The sequence below is a fragment of the Rhizobium leguminosarum genome (genome assembly GCF_019798305.1).
Taxonomy (GTDB): Bacteria; Pseudomonadota; Alphaproteobacteria; order Rhizobiales; family Rhizobiaceae; genus Rhizobium; species Rhizobium leguminosarum_U.
Genome location: NZ_JAAXDD010000002.1, coordinates 417,579 through 434,656, shown reverse-complemented (window position 1 = coordinate 434,656; position 17,078 = coordinate 417,579). Strand labels below are relative to the sequence as shown.

Annotated in this window: 20 protein-coding genes and 1 pseudogene; 9 read left to right on the top strand and 12 right to left on the bottom strand. The window is 61.7% G+C overall.

Annotated elements, in window-relative coordinates; translation table 11 throughout:
* Positions 1 to 91 precede the first annotated feature (91 nt).
* Positions 92 to 940: an aldo/keto reductase gene (locus HFO99_RS05590; RefSeq protein WP_222359811.1), complete on the bottom strand. Its 849-nt coding sequence runs from the start codon at positions 938 to 940 to the stop codon at positions 92 to 94.
* Between the two features lie 151 nt (positions 941 to 1,091).
* On the opposite strand from HFO99_RS05590, the gene HFO99_RS05585 reads away from it, so the two are divergent.
* Positions 1,092 to 1,685 (top strand): LysE family translocator, encoded by a 594-nt coding sequence (locus HFO99_RS05585; RefSeq protein ID WP_222310623.1) that lies wholly within the window; start codon positions 1,092 to 1,094, stop codon positions 1,683 to 1,685.
* Here the strand turns inward: HFO99_RS05585 and HFO99_RS05580 are convergent.
* Positions 1,677 to 2,153 (bottom strand): DUF2269 family protein, encoded by a 477-nt coding sequence (locus HFO99_RS05580; RefSeq protein ID WP_222331560.1) that lies wholly within the window; start codon positions 2,151 to 2,153, stop codon positions 1,677 to 1,679. The genes HFO99_RS05585 and HFO99_RS05580 overlap by 9 nt on opposite strands.
* Positions 2,153 to 3,427 (bottom strand): SDR family oxidoreductase, encoded by a 1,275-nt coding sequence (locus HFO99_RS05575; RefSeq protein WP_222331561.1) that lies wholly within the window; start codon positions 3,425 to 3,427, stop codon positions 2,153 to 2,155. The genes HFO99_RS05580 and HFO99_RS05575 overlap by 1 nt, the downstream gene beginning before the upstream one ends.
* A 355-nt stretch (positions 3,428 to 3,782) precedes the next feature.
* Between HFO99_RS05575 and nthA the strand changes: the two genes are divergently transcribed.
* Genes nthA through HFO99_RS05560 form a run of 3 tightly spaced genes read left to right on the top strand, consistent with a single transcriptional unit; the run spans position 3,783 to position 5,441 of the window.
* Positions 3,783 to 4,430: a nitrile hydratase subunit alpha gene (gene nthA / locus HFO99_RS05570; protein ID WP_222310620.1), complete on the top strand. Its 648-nt coding sequence runs from the start codon at positions 3,783 to 3,785 to the stop codon at positions 4,428 to 4,430.
* Positions 4,427 to 5,086 (top strand): nitrile hydratase subunit beta, encoded by a 660-nt coding sequence (gene nthB / locus HFO99_RS05565; protein WP_222331562.1) that lies wholly within the window; start codon positions 4,427 to 4,429, stop codon positions 5,084 to 5,086. The genes nthA and nthB overlap by 4 nt, the downstream gene beginning before the upstream one ends.
* On the top strand, positions 5,073 to 5,441 hold the full coding sequence (locus HFO99_RS05560; protein WP_222331563.1) for a nitrile hydratase accessory protein: 369 nt from the start codon (positions 5,073 to 5,075) through the stop codon (positions 5,439 to 5,441). Before nthB ends, HFO99_RS05560 begins: the two co-directional genes overlap by 14 nt.
* A 107-nt stretch (positions 5,442 to 5,548) precedes the next feature.
* Here HFO99_RS05560 and HFO99_RS05555 read toward each other — a convergent pair whose 3' ends face one another.
* From HFO99_RS05555 to HFO99_RS05545, 3 genes are read right to left on the bottom strand one after another with little or no spacing between them, the layout of a single operon-like run.
* A complete protein-coding gene (locus HFO99_RS05555) occupies positions 5,549 to 6,331 on the bottom strand; it encodes an anti-sigma factor family protein (protein WP_222331564.1) in 783 nt (260 codons plus the stop codon).
* On the bottom strand, positions 6,328 to 6,843 hold the full coding sequence (locus HFO99_RS05550; protein ID WP_222331565.1) for an RNA polymerase sigma factor: 516 nt from the start codon (positions 6,841 to 6,843) through the stop codon (positions 6,328 to 6,330). The genes HFO99_RS05555 and HFO99_RS05550 overlap by 4 nt, the downstream gene beginning before the upstream one ends.
* Positions 6,844 to 6,877: 34 nt before the next feature.
* The gene (locus HFO99_RS05545) at positions 6,878 to 7,258 is read right to left on the bottom strand and encodes a hypothetical protein (RefSeq protein ID WP_222331566.1); all 381 of its coding nucleotides are present in this window, start codon (positions 7,256 to 7,258) and stop codon (positions 6,878 to 6,880) included.
* Between the two features lie 146 nt (positions 7,259 to 7,404).
* Between HFO99_RS05545 and HFO99_RS33325 the strand changes: the two are divergent.
* Both HFO99_RS33325 and HFO99_RS05540 read left to right on the top strand, forming a co-directional pair.
* Positions 7,405 to 7,597 (top strand): annotated as a pseudogene (locus HFO99_RS33325) (MarR family transcriptional regulator); the annotation flags it as partial.
* Between the two features lie 118 nt (positions 7,598 to 7,715).
* Complete coding sequence (locus tag HFO99_RS05540; protein ID WP_017965026.1) at positions 7,716 to 8,204, top strand: RrF2 family transcriptional regulator; 489 nt, start codon at positions 7,716 to 7,718, stop codon at positions 8,202 to 8,204.
* A 115-nt stretch (positions 8,205 to 8,319) separates the two neighbouring features.
* On the opposite strand, the gene HFO99_RS05535 is transcribed toward HFO99_RS05540, so the two are convergent.
* The 4 genes from HFO99_RS05535 to HFO99_RS05520 all read right to left on the bottom strand — a co-directional run bounded on the left by HFO99_RS05535 (position 8,320) and on the right by HFO99_RS05520 (position 11,783).
* Positions 8,320 to 9,801 (bottom strand): mechanosensitive ion channel family protein, encoded by a 1,482-nt coding sequence (locus tag HFO99_RS05535; RefSeq protein ID WP_222359809.1) that lies wholly within the window; start codon positions 9,799 to 9,801, stop codon positions 8,320 to 8,322.
* Positions 9,802 to 9,993: 192 nt separating this feature from the next.
* Positions 9,994 to 10,410: a cupin domain-containing protein gene (locus HFO99_RS05530; RefSeq protein WP_222359807.1), complete on the bottom strand. Its 417-nt coding sequence runs from the start codon at positions 10,408 to 10,410 to the stop codon at positions 9,994 to 9,996.
* 70 nt (positions 10,411 to 10,480) lie between these two features.
* Positions 10,481 to 11,236: an SDR family oxidoreductase gene (locus tag HFO99_RS05525; protein WP_222359805.1), complete on the bottom strand. Its 756-nt coding sequence runs from the start codon at positions 11,234 to 11,236 to the stop codon at positions 10,481 to 10,483.
* 67 nt (positions 11,237 to 11,303) lie between these two features.
* Positions 11,304 to 11,783, bottom strand: a complete 480-nt coding sequence (locus tag HFO99_RS05520) for a carboxymuconolactone decarboxylase family protein (protein ID WP_064249572.1) — start codon at positions 11,781 to 11,783, stop codon at positions 11,304 to 11,306.
* A gap of 132 nt (positions 11,784 to 11,915) precedes the next feature.
* On the opposite strand from HFO99_RS05520, the gene HFO99_RS05515 reads away from it, so the two are divergent.
* Positions 11,916 to 12,839: a LysR family transcriptional regulator gene (locus HFO99_RS05515; RefSeq protein WP_222359804.1), complete on the top strand. Its 924-nt coding sequence runs from the start codon at positions 11,916 to 11,918 to the stop codon at positions 12,837 to 12,839.
* Between the two features lie 73 nt (positions 12,840 to 12,912).
* Positions 12,913 to 14,040, top strand: coding sequence for an ATP-dependent RecD-like DNA helicase (locus HFO99_RS05510; RefSeq protein WP_003541249.1), 1,128 nt, complete (start codon positions 12,913 to 12,915; stop codon positions 14,038 to 14,040).
* A gap of 98 nt (positions 14,041 to 14,138) precedes the next feature.
* Here HFO99_RS05510 and HFO99_RS05505 read toward each other — a convergent pair whose 3' ends face one another.
* Positions 14,139 to 14,831: a MerR family transcriptional regulator gene (locus HFO99_RS05505; protein WP_222247261.1), complete on the bottom strand. Its 693-nt coding sequence runs from the start codon at positions 14,829 to 14,831 to the stop codon at positions 14,139 to 14,141.
* Positions 14,832 to 15,283: 452 nt separating this feature from the next.
* Between HFO99_RS05505 and HFO99_RS05500 the strand changes: the two genes are divergently transcribed.
* Positions 15,284 to 16,036 (top strand): pyridoxine 5'-phosphate synthase, encoded by a 753-nt coding sequence (locus HFO99_RS05500; protein WP_222359803.1) that lies wholly within the window; start codon positions 15,284 to 15,286, stop codon positions 16,034 to 16,036.
* 62 nt (positions 16,037 to 16,098) lie between these two features.
* Here HFO99_RS05500 and HFO99_RS05495 read toward each other — a convergent pair whose 3' ends face one another.
* The gene (locus tag HFO99_RS05495) at positions 16,099 to 16,986 is read right to left on the bottom strand and encodes an SDR family oxidoreductase (RefSeq protein ID WP_222359802.1); all 888 of its coding nucleotides are present in this window, start codon (positions 16,984 to 16,986) and stop codon (positions 16,099 to 16,101) included.
* Positions 16,987 to 17,078: the final 92 nt, after the last annotated feature.

Genomic DNA, 17,078 nt, shown 5'->3' with positions numbered 1-17,078 from the left:
CTGGGCATGTAAGATTACAGCCCGGGCATGTAAAGATGACAGCCCGGGCATCTAAACCCGATGCTGCAATAGTTGGGAAGGCCGCTGGAGATCAAAGCATCTCCAGCGGTTTTTTCTTTGTGGGCGGTGGAAAGGCGGCGTCGAGGGCATCCCAGTCGTCGTCGGTGATGTCGAGCGAGACGCAGTCGCGGTTTTCGGCTGCGCGTTCGGCATTCGAGGTCTTCGGAATAACAATGACGCCGTCGCGCTCCAGCAGGAAGGCGAGCGCCAGCTGGGCGGGCGTTGCCTGATAGGCCTTGGCGATGTGAATCAGCTCGGGATGGTGCAGGATGCTTCCCTGCTCGATCGGTGAATAGGCCATGATGGGAATGCCGCGGCTCTGGCACCAGGGCAGCAGATCGAATTCGATGCCGCGGCGGGAGAGATTGTAGAGCACCTGGTTGGCGGCGACATTGGCGCCGTCGGGCACTCCGAGCAGTTCCTCCATGTCGTCGGTGTCGAAGTTGGAGACGCCCCAGGCGCCGATCTTGCCGGATGCCTTCAGCATTTCGAAGGCGGCGACGGTCTCTGTGAGCGGATGGTCTCCGCGCCAGTGCAGCAGATAGAGATCGATGCGATCGGTACCCAGCCGTTCGAGACTGCGCTCGCAGGCCTCAATCGTGCCTTTCAGGCTGGCATTCCAGGGATAGACCTTGCTGACGATGAAGACCTCATCGCGCCGGCCCCTGATCGCCTGGCCGACGATCTCTTCGGCGCCACCGTCGCCGTACATTTCGGCGGTGTCGATCAGCGTCATGCCGAGATCGATGCCGGCCCTGAGGCTTTCGATCTCAGCCCTGGCATGGCCGGCATCCTCGCCCATGGCCCAGGTACCCTGGCCGAGCGCCGGCACCTCAGTGCCATCAGGGAATGTGATCGATGGAATCGGGTCGTCCTGCATGGTTTCTGTCCCTTCGACAGGAGATTGGGCCGGATCGCCATCTTTCAAGTAATCCTGTCACCATGACAATGATGTAATGGTATCGGTGGTTTAGGACAGTTATGCTGACCTAAATAAGCAGGCCGCAGAAAAGCTGGCTTCGGGAGGTCGCATGCCGCTGGATACATTTCTCGCCCTCGTTCTCTTCGCCTTCACGACCTCGATCACGCCGGGACCGAACAATATGATGCTTTTCGCATCGGGCGTGAATTTCGGCTTCCGCAGGACGATCCCGCATATGTTCGGCATCGGTGTCGGTTTCTTCTCGCTGCTGATCGGCGTCGGTCTTGGGCTCGGCGCGCTGCTGCACACGGTCCCTATGGTCTATACGGCTCTGAAGTTTGCCGGCGGCGCTTATCTCGTCTGGATCGCCTGGAAGATCGCCTCGTCGCGCTCGCTCAGCGAAGGCAGGAGCGGCGTCGAGCCGATGTCCTTCTTGGCGGCGGCCGCCTTCCAGTGGGTCAACCCGAAAGCCTGGGTGATGGCGGTCACCGCGATGGCGACCTACACCAATCCGCAACTCTACCTGGTGAGCGTACTGATCGTCGGTCTCGCTTTTGCGGCAGTCAATGTGCCCAGCGTTTCGACATGGGCAGGCTTCGGCTCGGCGCTGAGGGAATGGCTTTCCGATCCGGTGCGGCTGAAATGGTTCAATATCAGCATGGCGGTGCTGTTGGTGCTAAGCCTCTGGCCGATGCTAAAATAGAGTGATTGCCGGCTTCATGAGCATCAGCCAGAGAATGCCGATGACAGCGAAGAAGGCTGGAAAACCGCAGGCGAACCAGATGCGGTAAAGGCTGAAATAGGCCGGCGGCAGGGCTTTTCCCGCCGCTGCTGCGGCCCGGGCGAGATCGCGCAGCCGGATCTGGATCCAGACGACCGGCAGCCAGAACAGGCCAGTCACGACATAGAGCAGCAGCGACAGCGCAATCCATCCCTCCGACAGTTCCCAGCCGATCGACCGGGCCAGCAGATAGCCGGTCATCGGCTGGAGAAGGACTGCGGTGGCGGTGAAGATCGTGTCGGCGATGACAACCGTGCTGGCGACATGGGCGATCAACCGGGGATCGCGCGTCCGGTGCGCCATCACCATGAAGAAGGCGATGCCGGTGCCGGTGCCGAAGAGCACGGTCGCACCGATGACATGAGCAAGCAGCAGCCATTGCTCAAGCATCAGCGTTCATCCAGGGTGGCAAGTGCGGTGAGTGTCAGCAGGATCGACGGCAGCACCTTGACGAGGGGACCGAGCGGGTCGAGCCAGAGTGCGGGTTCGAGCAGGCTGGCGCCGGCAAGATAGGCGAACGACACGGCAAGCATACCGAGAAGGGCACGTTTCGCCAGCGGGCGAAGGAGGACGGCAGCACCGAGAGCGATGTCGGTCAGGCAGGTTGCAAGCGTCAGCACCGTTGCTGCGGGCTCAGGCATGAACGACAGGAAGTGCGCGGACGTCTTCTCCAGCGCCAGCAGCGGGATCAAGCCTGAGAGCAGCCAGAAAACGGATTGGCCCGATAGGACGAGCGGCTTCAGAAGATAGAGCCTGGCAAACCAGAGATCCTGTACGCCGGAGGGACTGGCCGCGAGCGTTGCTGCCGCGGGTGTCGTGGCAAAGCTGCTCTTCGCTTTCGAGCTCCGCACGCCTTCCGACATCACTGTCATCGCTGTCGAGCGCAGCGGCGAACGCCAGCCGAGCAGTCCTGATAGGTCGGCCAGCCACCTCACCGGGCCTGCAAGCCAGCCGGGAAGAGCAAACACGCGGGCGGGCGGCAGGCCGAGCCACTGGCGGTGAAGGCGAACGAGATCGGCGAGCGTCAGAACTTCGTTGGCGGCAAGATCGATATCGCCGGAGATGCCGCCGGAGACCGCCCGCGACACGGCTTCCGCCACATCGTCCACCGAAAGCGTTTCGACCGGACTTTCGGCATGAACCAGTGGCAGCACCAGGGGAAAGGCGGCAAGCGCCCGCAGCAGCGCCGAACCGCCATGGGCATTGCGGCCGAGAACGAGGGCAGGGCGCAGGATGAGGTAAGGAAGGCCGCTTGCCGCCAGCGCCTCGTCGGCCCGCCGCTTGGTGGCGAGGAAGGGAAGATCACCAGCGGCTCCCGCCGTCCTTGCCGATATCTGCACGATGAGCGGGTGCGACGAGCGTTTTGCGGCGGAATAGAGCGCCAGCATCGCCTCTGCCTGGGTGGCCGACAGATCGTCCGACAAGCCGTCCTGCAGGGCGCCGGCGCAATTGAGGACGACATGCTGGTCCCTGAGGATATCGTCCCAATCCGCTGGTTTCGTCATGTGCGAGAGATCTGCGCGCCGCCAGTCGATCGCTGGCTGTTTCAAGCCGGCACGTACGGGATTGCGGCCAAGCCCGGTTACGACGTGGCCGTCGGCAACGAGCCGGGTCGCGACGAAGGAGCCTATGAAGCCGGTTGCGCCGAGAATCAGAATGTTCATGGCAGGAGATTAGCGGAAAGCGCATGAGACATAGAAGGGCTTGGCGGATGCGCGCTGTATGTTAGAAAGAGGAAGATATTTCGAGGAATGCTTTGGTAGAGAGCGTGGCTTTGTCTCATTCTCCCTTCTCCCCAGCGGGGAGAAGATGCCGGCAGGCAGATGAGGGGGTGAGTGGCGAAGCCGCGAAAGCGCGGAGCGCAAGCGAAGTGCAACAATGACGGGTCTGCCGTGCAGCCCCCTCATCCAACCCTTCGGGCCACCTTCTCCCCGCTGGGGAGAAGAGGGAACCAAGCCTCGGACCGCCGCTGGAAAGAAGAGGCGGAGTGCCTATCTGCCGTTACGGGAGGATCTTGCCTTGCACGACGATCACGACGACCATAGTCATGCCCACGATCACGGGCACGATCATGACAATCATTATTCCGACATGCAGGCGCGCGTGAAGGCGCTGGAAACGCTGCTGACGGAGAAAGGGCTGATCGATCCGGCGGCGATCGATGCGATCGTCGAGACTTACGAGACGAAGGTGGGGCCGAGGAACGGCGCCCATGTCGTCGCGAAAGCCTGGAACGATCCTGATTTCGCCGGCTGGCTGAGGCGCGATGCAACGGCGGCCATCGCCAGCCTTGGTTATACCGGCCGGCAGGGTGAGCATATGCGCGCTGTCTTCAACACGGCCGAGACCCATAATCTCGTCGTCTGCACGCTCTGCTCCTGTTATCCCTGGTCGGTGCTCGGCCTGCCGCCGGTCTGGTACAAGGCGCCGGCCTATCGCTCGCGCGCCGTCATCGATCCGCGCGGCGTGCTGGCCGAATTCGGGCTGACGCTGCCGGAGGACAAGAAGGTCCGCGTCTGGGATTCGACGGCGGAGCTGCGTTATCTCGTCATTCCCGAGCGGCCAGAAGGGACAGAGGGAATGGATGAGCAGACGCTCGCCGGCCTCGTCAGTCGCGATGCGATGATCGGCACGGCCGTTGCCCGCAAGCCGGAGAGCGCCACATGAACGGACCGCACGATCTCGGCGGGCAGATGGGCTTCGGAGCTGTCGCGCCCGAAAAAGACGAGCCTTATTTCCATGCCGAATGGGAAAAGCGGGCGCTCGGCATCACGCTTTCCTGCGGCGCTTTCGGCGCATGGACGATCGATGAAAGCCGGCATGCGCGCGAGAATATTCCGCCGGCCGACTATCTCGCTGCCAGCTACTACGAGATCTGGATCCGCGGCATCGACAAGCTGCTCGAACGGCACGGCTTTGCGACGCGCGCGGAATTGCTGTCCGGCCATGCGCAGCAGCCAGGAGCCCTTCCGAAGCGTGTGCTGAAGGCGGATATGGTGCCCGGCGTTCTGGCGAAGGGCGGGCCTTGCGATCGTCCTGTTAAGACCGCGCCGCTCTTTGCGGTCGGTGAGACGGTGAAGACGAAGAATTTCAATCCGCTGACGCATACGCGCCTGCCGCGTTATGCCCGAGCCAAAACAGGCGTGGTCGAGGCAGTGCAGGGCGCCTTCGTCTTCCCTGATGACAATGCGCATGGCGAGGGCGAAAACCCGCAATGGCTCTATACGGTCGTTTTCGACGGCGCGGAGATCTGGGGCGGAGATGCCGATCCCACGCTGACCGTGTCGATCGATGCCTGGGAGAGCTATTTTGAGCCGGCATGAGATATCGCCGCTGACGCAATCGTCCGGGCTGCCGAAGTCGCCGGAGGGCGAGCCGGTTTTTCCCGAGCCATGGGCGGCCGAAGCTTTTGCCATGACTGTGCACCTGCACGCAAAAGGCCTGTTCAGCTGGAGCGAATGGGCTGAAGCGCTTTCCGCGCAATTGCACAAGCCTGGCCGGGCCGAAGATGGCAGCGACTATTTCGACTGCTGGGTGGCGGCACTCTCCGACCTCATCGTCGACAACGGAATCGCCGATGCGGAAACGATCCTGGTATTGCAGCAGAGCTGGCAGCGGGCGGCAGAGGCGACGCCGCATGGACGGCCGATCGAGCTCGGCAACGATCCCTCACGCTGATCCTTAGATCGGTTCACCTGTTCATGGAAGCGCAAAACCGCTCTAACCTTTTGTTTCTTGATGCAATTCCGGACGAAAACCCACTTTGCACTTTTCCTGGAATTACTCTAGGACGGGAACTGCTTGTAGCACTCCTCGGCTACCTCCCGCAGCGTCTCGCGGGAGATTTCACCGGTCACGGCATAACCGAGTTCGCCGTCGATCCAGTAAAAGGTTTCGAGATTGCCCGATGAGGCGAAGCGGAAACTCGTCGTGCGATTTTCCGTGTTGCGGCCGACCAGGACGGTCAGTCGCTCGCCAGCCTGATTTTCATACATGAACATGGCGCCCGGCCTGCCATCGACCGGCAGCAGGCGGCCGCCGACCAACTTGAAGCCGAGCGACTGCAGGTTCGGGATCTTGAGATTCTCTATCGCCAGGCGTTTGCCGAGCCAGGTGGCGAGATGGGCCTCCTCGTTGGCGAAGACTTCGACGGGGTGGCGAACCTCGGCGGCATAGACCATGAAGGCGGTCTCAGCCTGTTTGGGCAGGGTTTCGGAGGCGGCAAGCTTCAACTCCGGTTTTTCCAGAAGGGCCGGACCATAATGGCCGCTGACGGCGCCGAGCGCGAAGACGAGGAGGGCGGCTGCGGCGATCGCCGCGCGTTTCCGCCCGGAAGAGGTGCCGCGCGGCGGCGAAACCAGGAGAGCGTCGGTTTCCTTTGTTTTTTCATAGCCTGCAAACAGCGATCGGATGCCTGTATTCTGCGCCTGCCATTCGGCGACCATCGCCGCCTCGTCGGGATTGTCTGCCAGGAAGGCATCGATGCGGGGGCGTGCCGTTTCCGGCAGCTGGCCGTCGGCATAGGCGTGGAGGTCGGCTTCGGTGACGCTCGGATTGGTCTCGTTCATTTCGGTCTCCGGAGCGTAATGATGTTGTCGGCCTTCAATCGCTCGGCGACGCGCCGGCGGGCGCGCGACAGGCGAGACATGACGGTGCCGATGGGGATATCGAGCGCGGCTGCGACCTCGCCATACGTGTATCCCTCAATAACGACAAGCATCAACACGGCGCGGTATTCCTCCGAAAGGCTGTTCAGCGCATCGTCCAGCCGGGCGCGTTCCAGCGGATCGGCCGGCGGTTCGGACGCGGCGAGATCCTCTGCGGCGTCGAGCTCGACAAGGCCGTCGCGCGCCTTGCCGCGCCGGCCGTTGCGGTAGAGATTGGTCATGATGGTCAGAACCCAGCCGCGCAGGTTGAGACCGCGCCATTGGCCGCGGCGCGCGAGAACCTTTTCGACGCAATCCTGGAGCAGATCCTCGCCATCGGCATCCGAGCGCGTCAGGCTGCGCGAATAGCGCCTGAGCGAGGGCAGGAGGGCCAGGATCTGGCCCTCGAAGGTTTCGGGTGCGGGTGTTTTCACGCCGGCAACTCGCTTGTGATCGGGATCTTGGCGATCAAGGCTTGGCGAGATCCCAGTTGCCGCCGACGCCATCGCCGGTGATGTCGCCCATCTTCTTGTCCTTGACCCAGAAATAGAGCGGCATGCCGTCCTTGGCCCATTGCTTCTTGCCATCCTTGCGCTCGATGATCGAATATGCACCATCGGCCTTGGCATCGCCAGCGGCCATCAGCGGCGGCCAGTTCTTGGCGCAATCGTCGTTGCAGTTGGAAACGCCCTTGATGTCCTTCTTGAAGGTGTAGAGCGTCATGCCGTTTTCGCCGGCAAGAACCTTGCCCTTGGCGGATTCGACTTCCTTGACGGGAGCAGCGGCGAAAGCAGCGGTCGCGGCAAGGGCGACGGCCGCCACGACGGACAGGAATTTCACGGATTTCATGATGTCTCTCCTCAGATTGGGCACGCAATCTTGCGATACCTGAGATGAGACACGAGGCGCGGTGGTTTTATTCCAGGCGCAGCAAAAGTTTTCATGGCGGGCAAGGTGGGCCGAAGCCCGTTTCACCCGCGCATGTCCGGTCGGCGCTCGACACGGAGCCGATGGCGATCCTGGGCGGGCCTTCCGGCTGTCGAACCTGGTGCGTCCCAGTATCGAGGCCACACTTGCCGATTTTGGCCTCGACCGCGGCTAATTCGACGTGATCGCAACGCTCGCCGTTCCGGACCGCCTTACCTGATGACCCCGACGGAGATGTATTCGGCGCTGATGATCTCGTCGAGTGTCGTCGTTCAAGCAGCAAGACGCTGCTTTTGCAGGTCATTTACATCGGGCTGGTTTTCGGATATGATATGTCCTTAATCCCATTGGCAGAGCCAGCCATCACACGAGTTGTTGAATGATCCTGAAAAGCCAGGTCGAGTGGGCGCTTCACTGCTGCGCCATTCTCGCGGGCCTGCCAGAGGGCAGGTATCTTTCCACCAAGGCGCTCGCCGAGCTTCATGGCCTGCCGAAGGAATATCTCTCCAAGGCGCTGCAGAGCCTTTCGCAGGCGTCGCTGGTCGAGACCACGCTCGGGCCGAGCGGCGGCTACAGGCTTGCCCAGGCTCCGTCGGAGATCAATTTTCTCGAGATCGTTGAGGCGGTCGAGGGGAAGGCGCGCAGCTTCACCTGCACGAACATTCGGGAAAACAATCCCTGCCGGCCGGCTGGTTATTGCGACAGCAAGCCCTGCGCGGTCGCCCGCATCATGTGGGAAGCCGACGAAGCCTGGCGGGATACGCTGAGGCGCGTGCGGCTTTCCGATCTGGTCGGCACCTTGTCCGAGGAAGTGCCGGCCGATATTTGGCGGAGCACGTTCGAATGGGTGCTCAAGCGGGCCGGCTGAGCGGGGTGCCGCCCTTCATGGCATTCTCCGCCTTTTTCCGGGCCGCGGAAATGCCCTGTATTTGTTTATCGCAAGTCCGGACGCCAAACCGCTGCGCACTTTTGCTGGAATTGCTCTATGCCCTGAAGATGGTCCTGATGGTTTTCAGAATGGCGTGCGCGCTACGGGCGTGTTCCGGGAGCAGGGCGGCGTTGTCGCGAAAGCGCTCGGCGCGGCTGGCGAGGTCTTCGGCGATTTCTTCCGCCAGCGCGGGGCGTTCACTCAGCAGCGGCGCGAAGGCCTCCTGATCGATTTCATAGGTTGTGACCGGGGTAAGAGCCTCCAGGGTGCAGACTTCCTGCATGCCTGCGAGCAGGCCGGTCTCTCCGAAGACATCACCCGGCGCAAGCCGCCCGCGCTCCTCATCGCCGTGCCGCGCCGCGATGATACCTGCCCGCACCATCATCAGCGACGGGAGCATTTCGCCCTCCCGCACGATGACATCGCCCTTGCGGAACTCCCGCACGGCCGTGGTCTCGGCGAGTTTCTGCTTTTCCTCGCTTGTCAGCGTCGCAAAGATCGGAATGGCCTCGATCAGTTCGAGCGGCGTCACACGGGGCGGCCGCGCGCCTTCTTCGATCGGCAGATCGCTTGTCAGGACCGAGGCCGCCGCTGGAACGGCCAAAAGCAGGCCGGCCGATTTGCAGTGACGATAGACGAGATCAAGCACCTCATTTCGCGCCGTCGCCCGTTGGCTGGGGCTCGTCACCCGGAACTGCAGCTCGACCTCCAGCGCTGTGGCATCCAGCCCCTTGAGTGCCACGACCGGCGGCGGCTCGCGCACGATCGAATTGCAGCTCGCCAGCGCCGTTGCCATGACGTGCCGGATCGATGCCGGCATCCGTGTCGGGGCGATGCGGATGGTCAGGACCAGGAGATGGGTCTCGTCCGGTCGGCTTACATTCGTCAGGCCGAGCTTTGCCAGAAAGCTATTCGGCAGAACGACGACATTGTTGGCACCGGTCAGGATGTGTGTCGCGCGCCAGTTGCTTTCGACGACGCGCCCCTCCGTGCCGTCGCTGAGAAGGATCCAGTCGCCGATGATGTATGGCCGGCCGAGCGTCAATGCGATTCCGGAGAAGACGTCGGCCAGCGTATTCTGGAGCGCCAGGCCGAGAATGATGGCGACCACCCCCGAGGTGGCGACGAGGGTTCCGATCGGCACGCCAAAGACGAAGGCCAGAACCGACAGAGCCATGCCGATATAGACGACGCCGATGACCAGATCCTGGAGCAGGCGGGCCTCCCGCGGATTGCCCTCCAGCACCAGATACAGCCTGATGAAACCGATGACGGCCCATGCCAGATGGATCCACCAGAGCGATTTTGCGACAATGACGAGCAAAGCCTGCGGATCCTCGGACTCGTATCCTTGAAACCGGTGGGGTTCGATGCCGCTGACGACGAGGATCAGCGTCATCACCGCAAAGAAGAGGATCTGTACCACCAGCCGCGTCGTCGGCCGGTGGCGGGAGAGAAGATGCCAGACGACGATCCCGGCGAATCCGACTGTTATCAGGGATATCAGAGGCTTGCCGAGGAGGGCGTCGTCAATCATCTCTCTGTCTCCGGGGTGTGGGCCGCACATGATTCAGCATCTCGGCCTCCCGCGCAAGCGCGTGGCCCGCGCGGGCGGCATCGCATCGGCCCGAAAATCGGAACCGATTTTCGGAAAGCACGATGCGAGGATTGAAAGTGTTACAGCGTCCTTTGCACGTCTGAAAGACGCGCGGCGCTGTAATGCGGATCGTCACTTCTTGAGCGGATAGGTCAGCTCTTTCTGCTTGGTGTCGACGGCGAAGACGGCAAGCAGGCGGGCTGGCTTCGTCTTGCTGTCGTTGGCGCTGACACCATGGCGGTCGCCCGGCATTTCGGAGAAGCTCTCTCCGGCCTGATAGACCTTGACCGGCCCATCATTGACCTGGCTGCGGATCGACCCTTCGAGCACGGTGGCGTAGATGAAGGCCGTATTGGGATGGATGTGGCCTTCGGAGAAGCCACCCGGGCCATATTCGACCAGCACGCCCTTGATGCTCTTACCCGGTACGTTCGGAAGTTCGTGCTCATAGACGAGCGTGACCTTCGCAGCCGTGTTTCCGTCCGCGGCGGCAGCGCCGGTGAACGCCATGCAAGCAAGAGCGGCGGCGAGGAAATGTGTTCTGATCATTGGAATCTCCATGGTTGATAGGGTTTGGGCAGGACGCGCCCGAGTGGCCGCGTCCTCAGGGCAAGTCGGATCACTTCGGCTGGGCGGACTTCGCAAACCACTGCTCGAAGGTGATCGAGCCGAGCCGCGGGTTGTTGTCGGAAACGAGCGACTGGTCGTTGAGCCTCGCGCCGAAATATTTCGCCTCGGCATCGGCCTCGACGGTGCGCGGATCTTTCATGGCCTTCAAATACCGGGCGACGAGTTCGCTGAGACGCGCCCGTTCCGGACCTGATATCTCGATCGTCGCATTAGCGGGCGGTGCCAGAGCCACATCCGCCATGACATCGGCGACGTCGTCGGAAACGATCGGCTGAATGTAGGCGGGCGACAGGCGGACAGTCTGGCCGACCGTGCCCGATTGTACGATGCCGGCAAGGAATTCCATGAACTGCGTCGAGTGAACGATGGTGTAGGGAATGCCTGACGCCTTGATCAGTTTTTCCTGGGCGAGTTTGCCGCGGAAATAGCCGCTTTCCTGCAGACGCTCGGTGCCGACGACGGAGAGGGCGATATGGTGCTTGACGCCGGCGAGTTTTTCGGCGGCGAGAAGATTGTGGCCCGAGGTCTCGAAGAATTCGAGCACGGCCTTGTCCTCGAAGGACGGCGAATTGGCAAGGTCGAGCACGACTTCGGCGCCTGAGAGCGCCTCCGCCAGTCCTTCCCCGGTGATCGTGTTGACGCCGGAGTTCGGTGAGGCGGCGATCACTTCGTGGCCGCGCTTGCGCAGGCGTTCGACAGTCTTCGAACCGATGAGGCCGGTTCCGCCGATGACAACGATTTTCATAACAGATCTCCATTCGCTGCCGCGATGCGGCAGCGTTAAAGTTGAATTATGCGGTGAATTCGAAGGTTTAGTTCAGCCCAGCCTTATCGAGGCCGTAAGCCTTGTCGGCCGCGCCGGGCACGGTCTTGAAGCCGACGTTGACGCGGTTCCAGGCGTTGATGGCCATGACGACAAAGGTCAGGTCCGAGATTTCCTTCTCGGAAAGCTGGCCGCGAACCCGTTCGTAAATTTCGTCGGGAACGCCGCCTTCGGGCAACTTCGTCAGGGCTTCCGTCCAGGCAAGCGCTGCGCGCTCGCGGGGGATGAACAGGGTCGATTCCCGCCAGATGGCGATGTGATAAAGCCTGAGTTCGGTTTCGCCGAGGATCTTTGCCTGCTTCACATGCATGTCGAGGCAAAAGCCGCATCCATTGATCTGCGAAGCGCGGATCTCGACGAGGGCCTGCAGCTTCTCGTCTATCACGCTGCTCTTCAGCGCCATGCTGAATTCCATAAATTTCTTGAAAAGCTCGGGGGACTGTTGGGCGTAGTTCAGTCGCTGGGTCATGTGTCTCTCCTTTAATTAAGGATATTTAATATCCTTATGGATATAAGATATCCTTAATTACTGGACTGTAAAGCCATTCTCGTTTAGTCTGGCTGCATAAGGCCTATGCGCAAAAGTATGAGGGGCAGGGGGATGGATATCGTTTCGGCATTGCGGACCTTTCAGCGCGTCGTGGAGACGGGTTCGTTTTCGGCGGCGGCGCATGATCTCGACGTGACGCAGCCGGCGGTCTCGCGACAGGTCGCAGCCCTCGAGGGCCATTTCAACACCCGCCTCCTGCATCGCACGACGAGCGGCCTGTCGCTGACGGCAGAGGGGGAGCGGATGCTGCCGATGGCGCTGCGGATTCTCGAAGCGGTTGAGGAGCTTGGCGATGCGGCCGGATCGGACGGCGCCATGGCCTCGGGAAAGGTCAGGCTCAGCGTTCCAGCACCACTCGGTCTCTATCTCAGCGAGCGGCTCGGCGATCTTCTCGCCGCCCATCCGAAGCTCTCGATCGAACTCATCTTCAGGGAGCAGGGCTCCGATATGATCGAGGAGCGCCTGGATCTCGAAGTGCGCTTGGGCCAGGTCGCCGACAGCAGCCTCGTCTGCCGGCGGATCGGCTGGACGACCGCCTTCCTCGTTGCATCTCCCGCCTATCTCGCACGCAGGGCGGCTCCCCGCGCACCGAAGGAGATCAAGGACCATGAATGCCTGTGCTACCATAGGGCAGGCGAGGCCAATACCTGGTCCTTCTCGAACGGTTCGGAAGACATATCCGTCCGGATTTCGCCCCGGCTGACCGCCTGCAATGCCGTCGCCATTCACCGGGCAGCCCTTGCTGGAGCGGGTCTTGCGGTGCTTTCGCACATCATCGCGATGCCCGATATCGCCGCCGGCCGGCTGGTCCCCATGATGAAGGATTTCCAGCCGAGCCGGCTGCCGGTTACTGTCGTCTATCCCTCGCGGCGCAACATGCCGTTGCGCGTCAAGACGGTTCTGGATTTTCTCACCGAGGCTATGGGGCAGGACCCGTCGATGTGCGCCAGCGGCGCGGACGGGCAGTGGAACTGATGATCGTCCGGCCGGGCGATTTGCCGTTTTCCGCCTTGCCTAAAGCCCGCGAATCCTGCCAAGTCCTGCGATCATGCAATTTGCGCCGCAACAAGATGAAGCCCTGAAGGCTGTTTCGAAATGGCTGAAGGAAGGGCGCTCGCCGCTCTTTCGCCTGTTCGGCTATGCCGGAACGGGAAAGACGACACTTGCCAAGCATTTTGCCGAAAATGTCGATGGCGACGTGCTGTTTGCCGCCTTCACCGGCAAGGCGGCGCAGGTGCTGCGCTCGCGGGGGGCCTCCAACGCCCGGACGATCCATTCGCTGATCTATCGGCCGCGCGGCGAGGAGGCGGTGGAAGACGAGGAAACGGGCAAGACCTCGATTGCGCCGATGTTTTCGATCAACCGGCAAAGTCCGGTCGCGAAGGCGGCGCTGATCATCGTCGACGAATGCTCGATGGTGGACGAAGCACTCGGCAAGGATCTGATGAGCTTCGGCACGCCGATTCTGGTGCTCGGCGACCCCGGCCAGCTGCCGCCGGTGACAGGTGGCGGCTACTTCACAAATCAGGACCCGGACTACTTGCTCACCGATATCCACCGGCAGGCGCGCGACAATCCGATCATCAAGCTCGCCATGCAGGTGCGCGAAGGCAATGAGGTGATGTACGGCGACTACGGCACGGCCAAGGTGATCTCGAAGAACGAGGTGACGCAGCAGCTGGTGCTCGATGCCGACCAGGTGCTCGTCGGCACCAATCGCACGCGGCGGCGCTACAACCAGCGCCTGCGCGAGCTGAAAGGCTTCAACGCCGATTATCCCCAGACCGGCGACAAGCTCGTCTGCCTCAGGAACGATCCGGCAAAGGGCCTGCTCAACGGTTCGCTCTGGCAGGTGATGACCTCGTCGAAGGAAACGACGAAGCCCGGCATCAATCTGCTCGTCCGGCCAGAGGATGACGACATGGACCGGGGAGCAGCCAAGATCAAGCTGCTGAAGCAGGCCTTCGAGGATGTCGAGGGCGAGATTCCCTGGAACACCCGCAAACGCTACGACGAGTTCGACTACGGCTATGCACTTACCGTTCACAAGGCGCAGGGTTCGCAATGGAACGATGTCGTGCTCTTCGACGAGAGCTGGGCGTTTCGCGATACGCGGGAACGCTGGCTCTATACCGCGATCACGCGCGCGGCGGAGACGCTGACGATCGTCCGCTGATCCCGATCGCACCCGCGACCAGGGTCGCATTCCCGATCTGGACTGGCGAGGAAGAAACGGTGGCGGCCGTGTCTTGGGCGGGTGGCTCATGAGTGGCGTTAAGCCTGCACGATGCCGAGCAGAACTGCCTTGGCGATGGCCTGGAAGCGGTTGTTGGCGCGGAACTTCAGGATGATTCCGGCCTCCAGGTCACGGGTTTCGTCATGCTTCAGGTCGAGCGCCCGAGCGATACGTTGGGTGGAATAGCCCTCCGCCATCAGTTCCAGGCAACGCCGCTCCTGTGCGGTCAGGCTTGCACTGTCCTGATTGTCGTTTAGCGACGGCGCCTCGACGCTGCCGTCGAAATCCAGGAGGTCGGCGACCTGCTGGAGTTGGCGGTGCAGCGTCGACATTTCGGCCGTCAGTTCGCGCTTGCGCACCTGCAAGGCCTCGCGGAATATCGCCTCGGCCGTTTCCTGCGAATCGGCATTGCGGAGTTCGTCCATCAGTTCCTGGATGACGGCGATTGGCATGCCTGTCTCTCGGCAGACTGTAATGACGGCCATGCGCATCACGTCGTCTTGGCCGTAGACCCGCATCAGGCCGATGCGGTTGGCTGAAATCAACCCTTTCTCTTCATAGAAATGCAGTGTCCTGTGCGTGACGCCGAATGCGTTTGCCATGTCGGCAATGGGCACCGGACCATCCGGTAGATCCGGCGGTAGCGCGGCCGAAGGCAGGAACCGATATTTCGATCGGGCCTCCGAAGCGATACCGGCGGTGGCAAACAGGCGTTTGGAACCGTCTGGCATGAACCCTCCTGGGGCATGTTGTTGCACCTCATGCGGCTTTGCCAGTTGCTTCCCATGCGCGGCGAGTGGGGTTTCCTCTAGGCGTTCTTCTCATTGGGAAAGAAGCAGTACGCGGCGTACTCTACGCGATACGATGTCCACGTTATGCGTGAACGATCTTTTTTATAAGTGCTAAAAATAATCTCTTTTAAATGGGATAGCAACTTTACCGGCATATTTTGCCGGGTTCTTGGGTGTCTTGCACAAAAACATGTGCCGCACTGCGGGATCTCGCGGTCCTCTTCAAAGGTGACGGGATTTACTGTCTGCGGTAAGCGTGCGGCAAATGCTCAGCGTAATTTCGGTGCCCATCAGCGATCGGCATCACATCCATCTGCGAATCTCGTTGGCCATTGCACGGCCCTTGGCTTAAAAGCAGGGCCTCCCGTTTCCGTGACCGATGGATATCAGCCATGCCCGCCAAGCTCTCCGTGAACCTCAATGCCATCGCCATGCTGCGCAACCGACGCGATCTGCCGTGGCCGAGCGTCGAAGCGCTCGGGCGGATCGCACTTGCCTCCGGCGCTAGCGGTCTGACGGTGCATCCGCGCCCCGACCAGCGGCACATTCGCTTCTCCGACCTGCCTGTCATCCGCAACCTGATCGACGACGAATTCCCCAAGGCCGAGTTCAATATAGAGGGTTATCCCACAGAGGAATTTTTCGAACTCTGCGCAGGCGCGGCACCCGAGCAGGTGACGCTGGTGCCTGACGATCCCGCGCAGGCGACCTCCGATCACGGCTGGGATTTCCGCAAGCACCAGGCGTTCTTGACCGATGCCGTCGCGCGGCTGAAGACGATGGGGTGCCGGGTGTCATTGTTTGCCGACGGTGACGGCGACGCACAGGCGGTTGAGATCGCCAAGGCGGTCGGCGCCGATCGGATCGAACTCTATACCGGCCCCTATGGTGGCTGCTTCGACGCGCCGGAGCGGGCGGCCCCGATCCTCGAAGCACTCGGGCGAACGGCGGATGCAGCCCTTGCGATCGGTCTTGCCGTCAATGCCGGTCACGATTTGACGGTCGAGAACCTGCCTGATCTGGTGAAGCGCATTCCCGCTCTCGCCGAGGTTTCGATCGGCCATGGGCTAACCGCCGATGCGCTGGAGTTTGGCATGGCCGAAACGGTGCGGCGCTTCTGCCGGGCTTGCGGGCAGACGATCTGATCCTTGAAGAAAGCCCGCCCCGTGATGTGCGAGGCGAGCTTTCCAGACGACCTTATGCTGCCTCAGGCGGTCAGGGCCGCCTTATATTCGACGAAGAAATCCTTCAGCGGCTGCGGCTGTTTGCCGGTCAGCTTGGTGAAGTCCTCGGTAACGATGTCGAAATTGCCGGCGCGGGTGTTGGCGTCGGCTGAAACAAGCATGTCGGCGACGAAACCGGGAAGGCCGGCGCCGCGCATGCCTTGGCCGAGCTGTTCGTCGGTAACGTCGATCACTTCGAGCGGCTTGCCGGCGACGTCGGAAACGATGGCGGCGATCTGCCGGCTGTCCAGCGACTGCGTGCCGGTCACCGTATAGGTGGCGCTCTCCGATGTGCCGGAGGCAAGGGCCGCGGCGATCGCCAGGGCGCAGTCGTCACGCGAGATGGTCGAGATCTTGCCGTCGCCCGTGGCGCTGTACCATTTGCCACCCAGCAGGTTGTGCGGCATGCCGTGCAGATAATTGTCATGATACCAGGCGTCGCGGATGATGGTATGGGCGATGCCGCTTGCCTTGATGGCGTTTTCGCTGCCGAGATGATCGGGCGCGAAGGTGACGACCGAATTGTCAGGCGCCGGCATCGAGGTGTAGGCGATGTGCTTGACGCCTGATTTGACTGCCGCCGCGACGGCGCCCTGGTGCTGGGCGAGGCGCTTGCCGGGAGTATCCAGTGCGTCAGTGCTGATGATCAGCAACCGGTCGACGCCGGCGAATGCCTTCTCCAGGCCAGCCGCGTCATCGAAATCGGCCTTGCGGGTGACCACACCCTTCTTTTCGAGTTCGGAGAGCTTTTCGGGGCTGCGCGTTGCCGCGACAATGTTGCCGGGGGCGACCTTGTAGGTCTCGATGAGGTGATGGATGATACGCTGGCCGAGCTGCCCGGCAGCGCCGGTGACCAGGATGATTTCGCTCATACGTCGTTTCCTTCTGTGCTGTGCAGTGGTCTCGAAAAGAGAGTAACACTAGAATAGGAATTGACTAGGCAGTGTAAAGGAGGCAGTTTTTC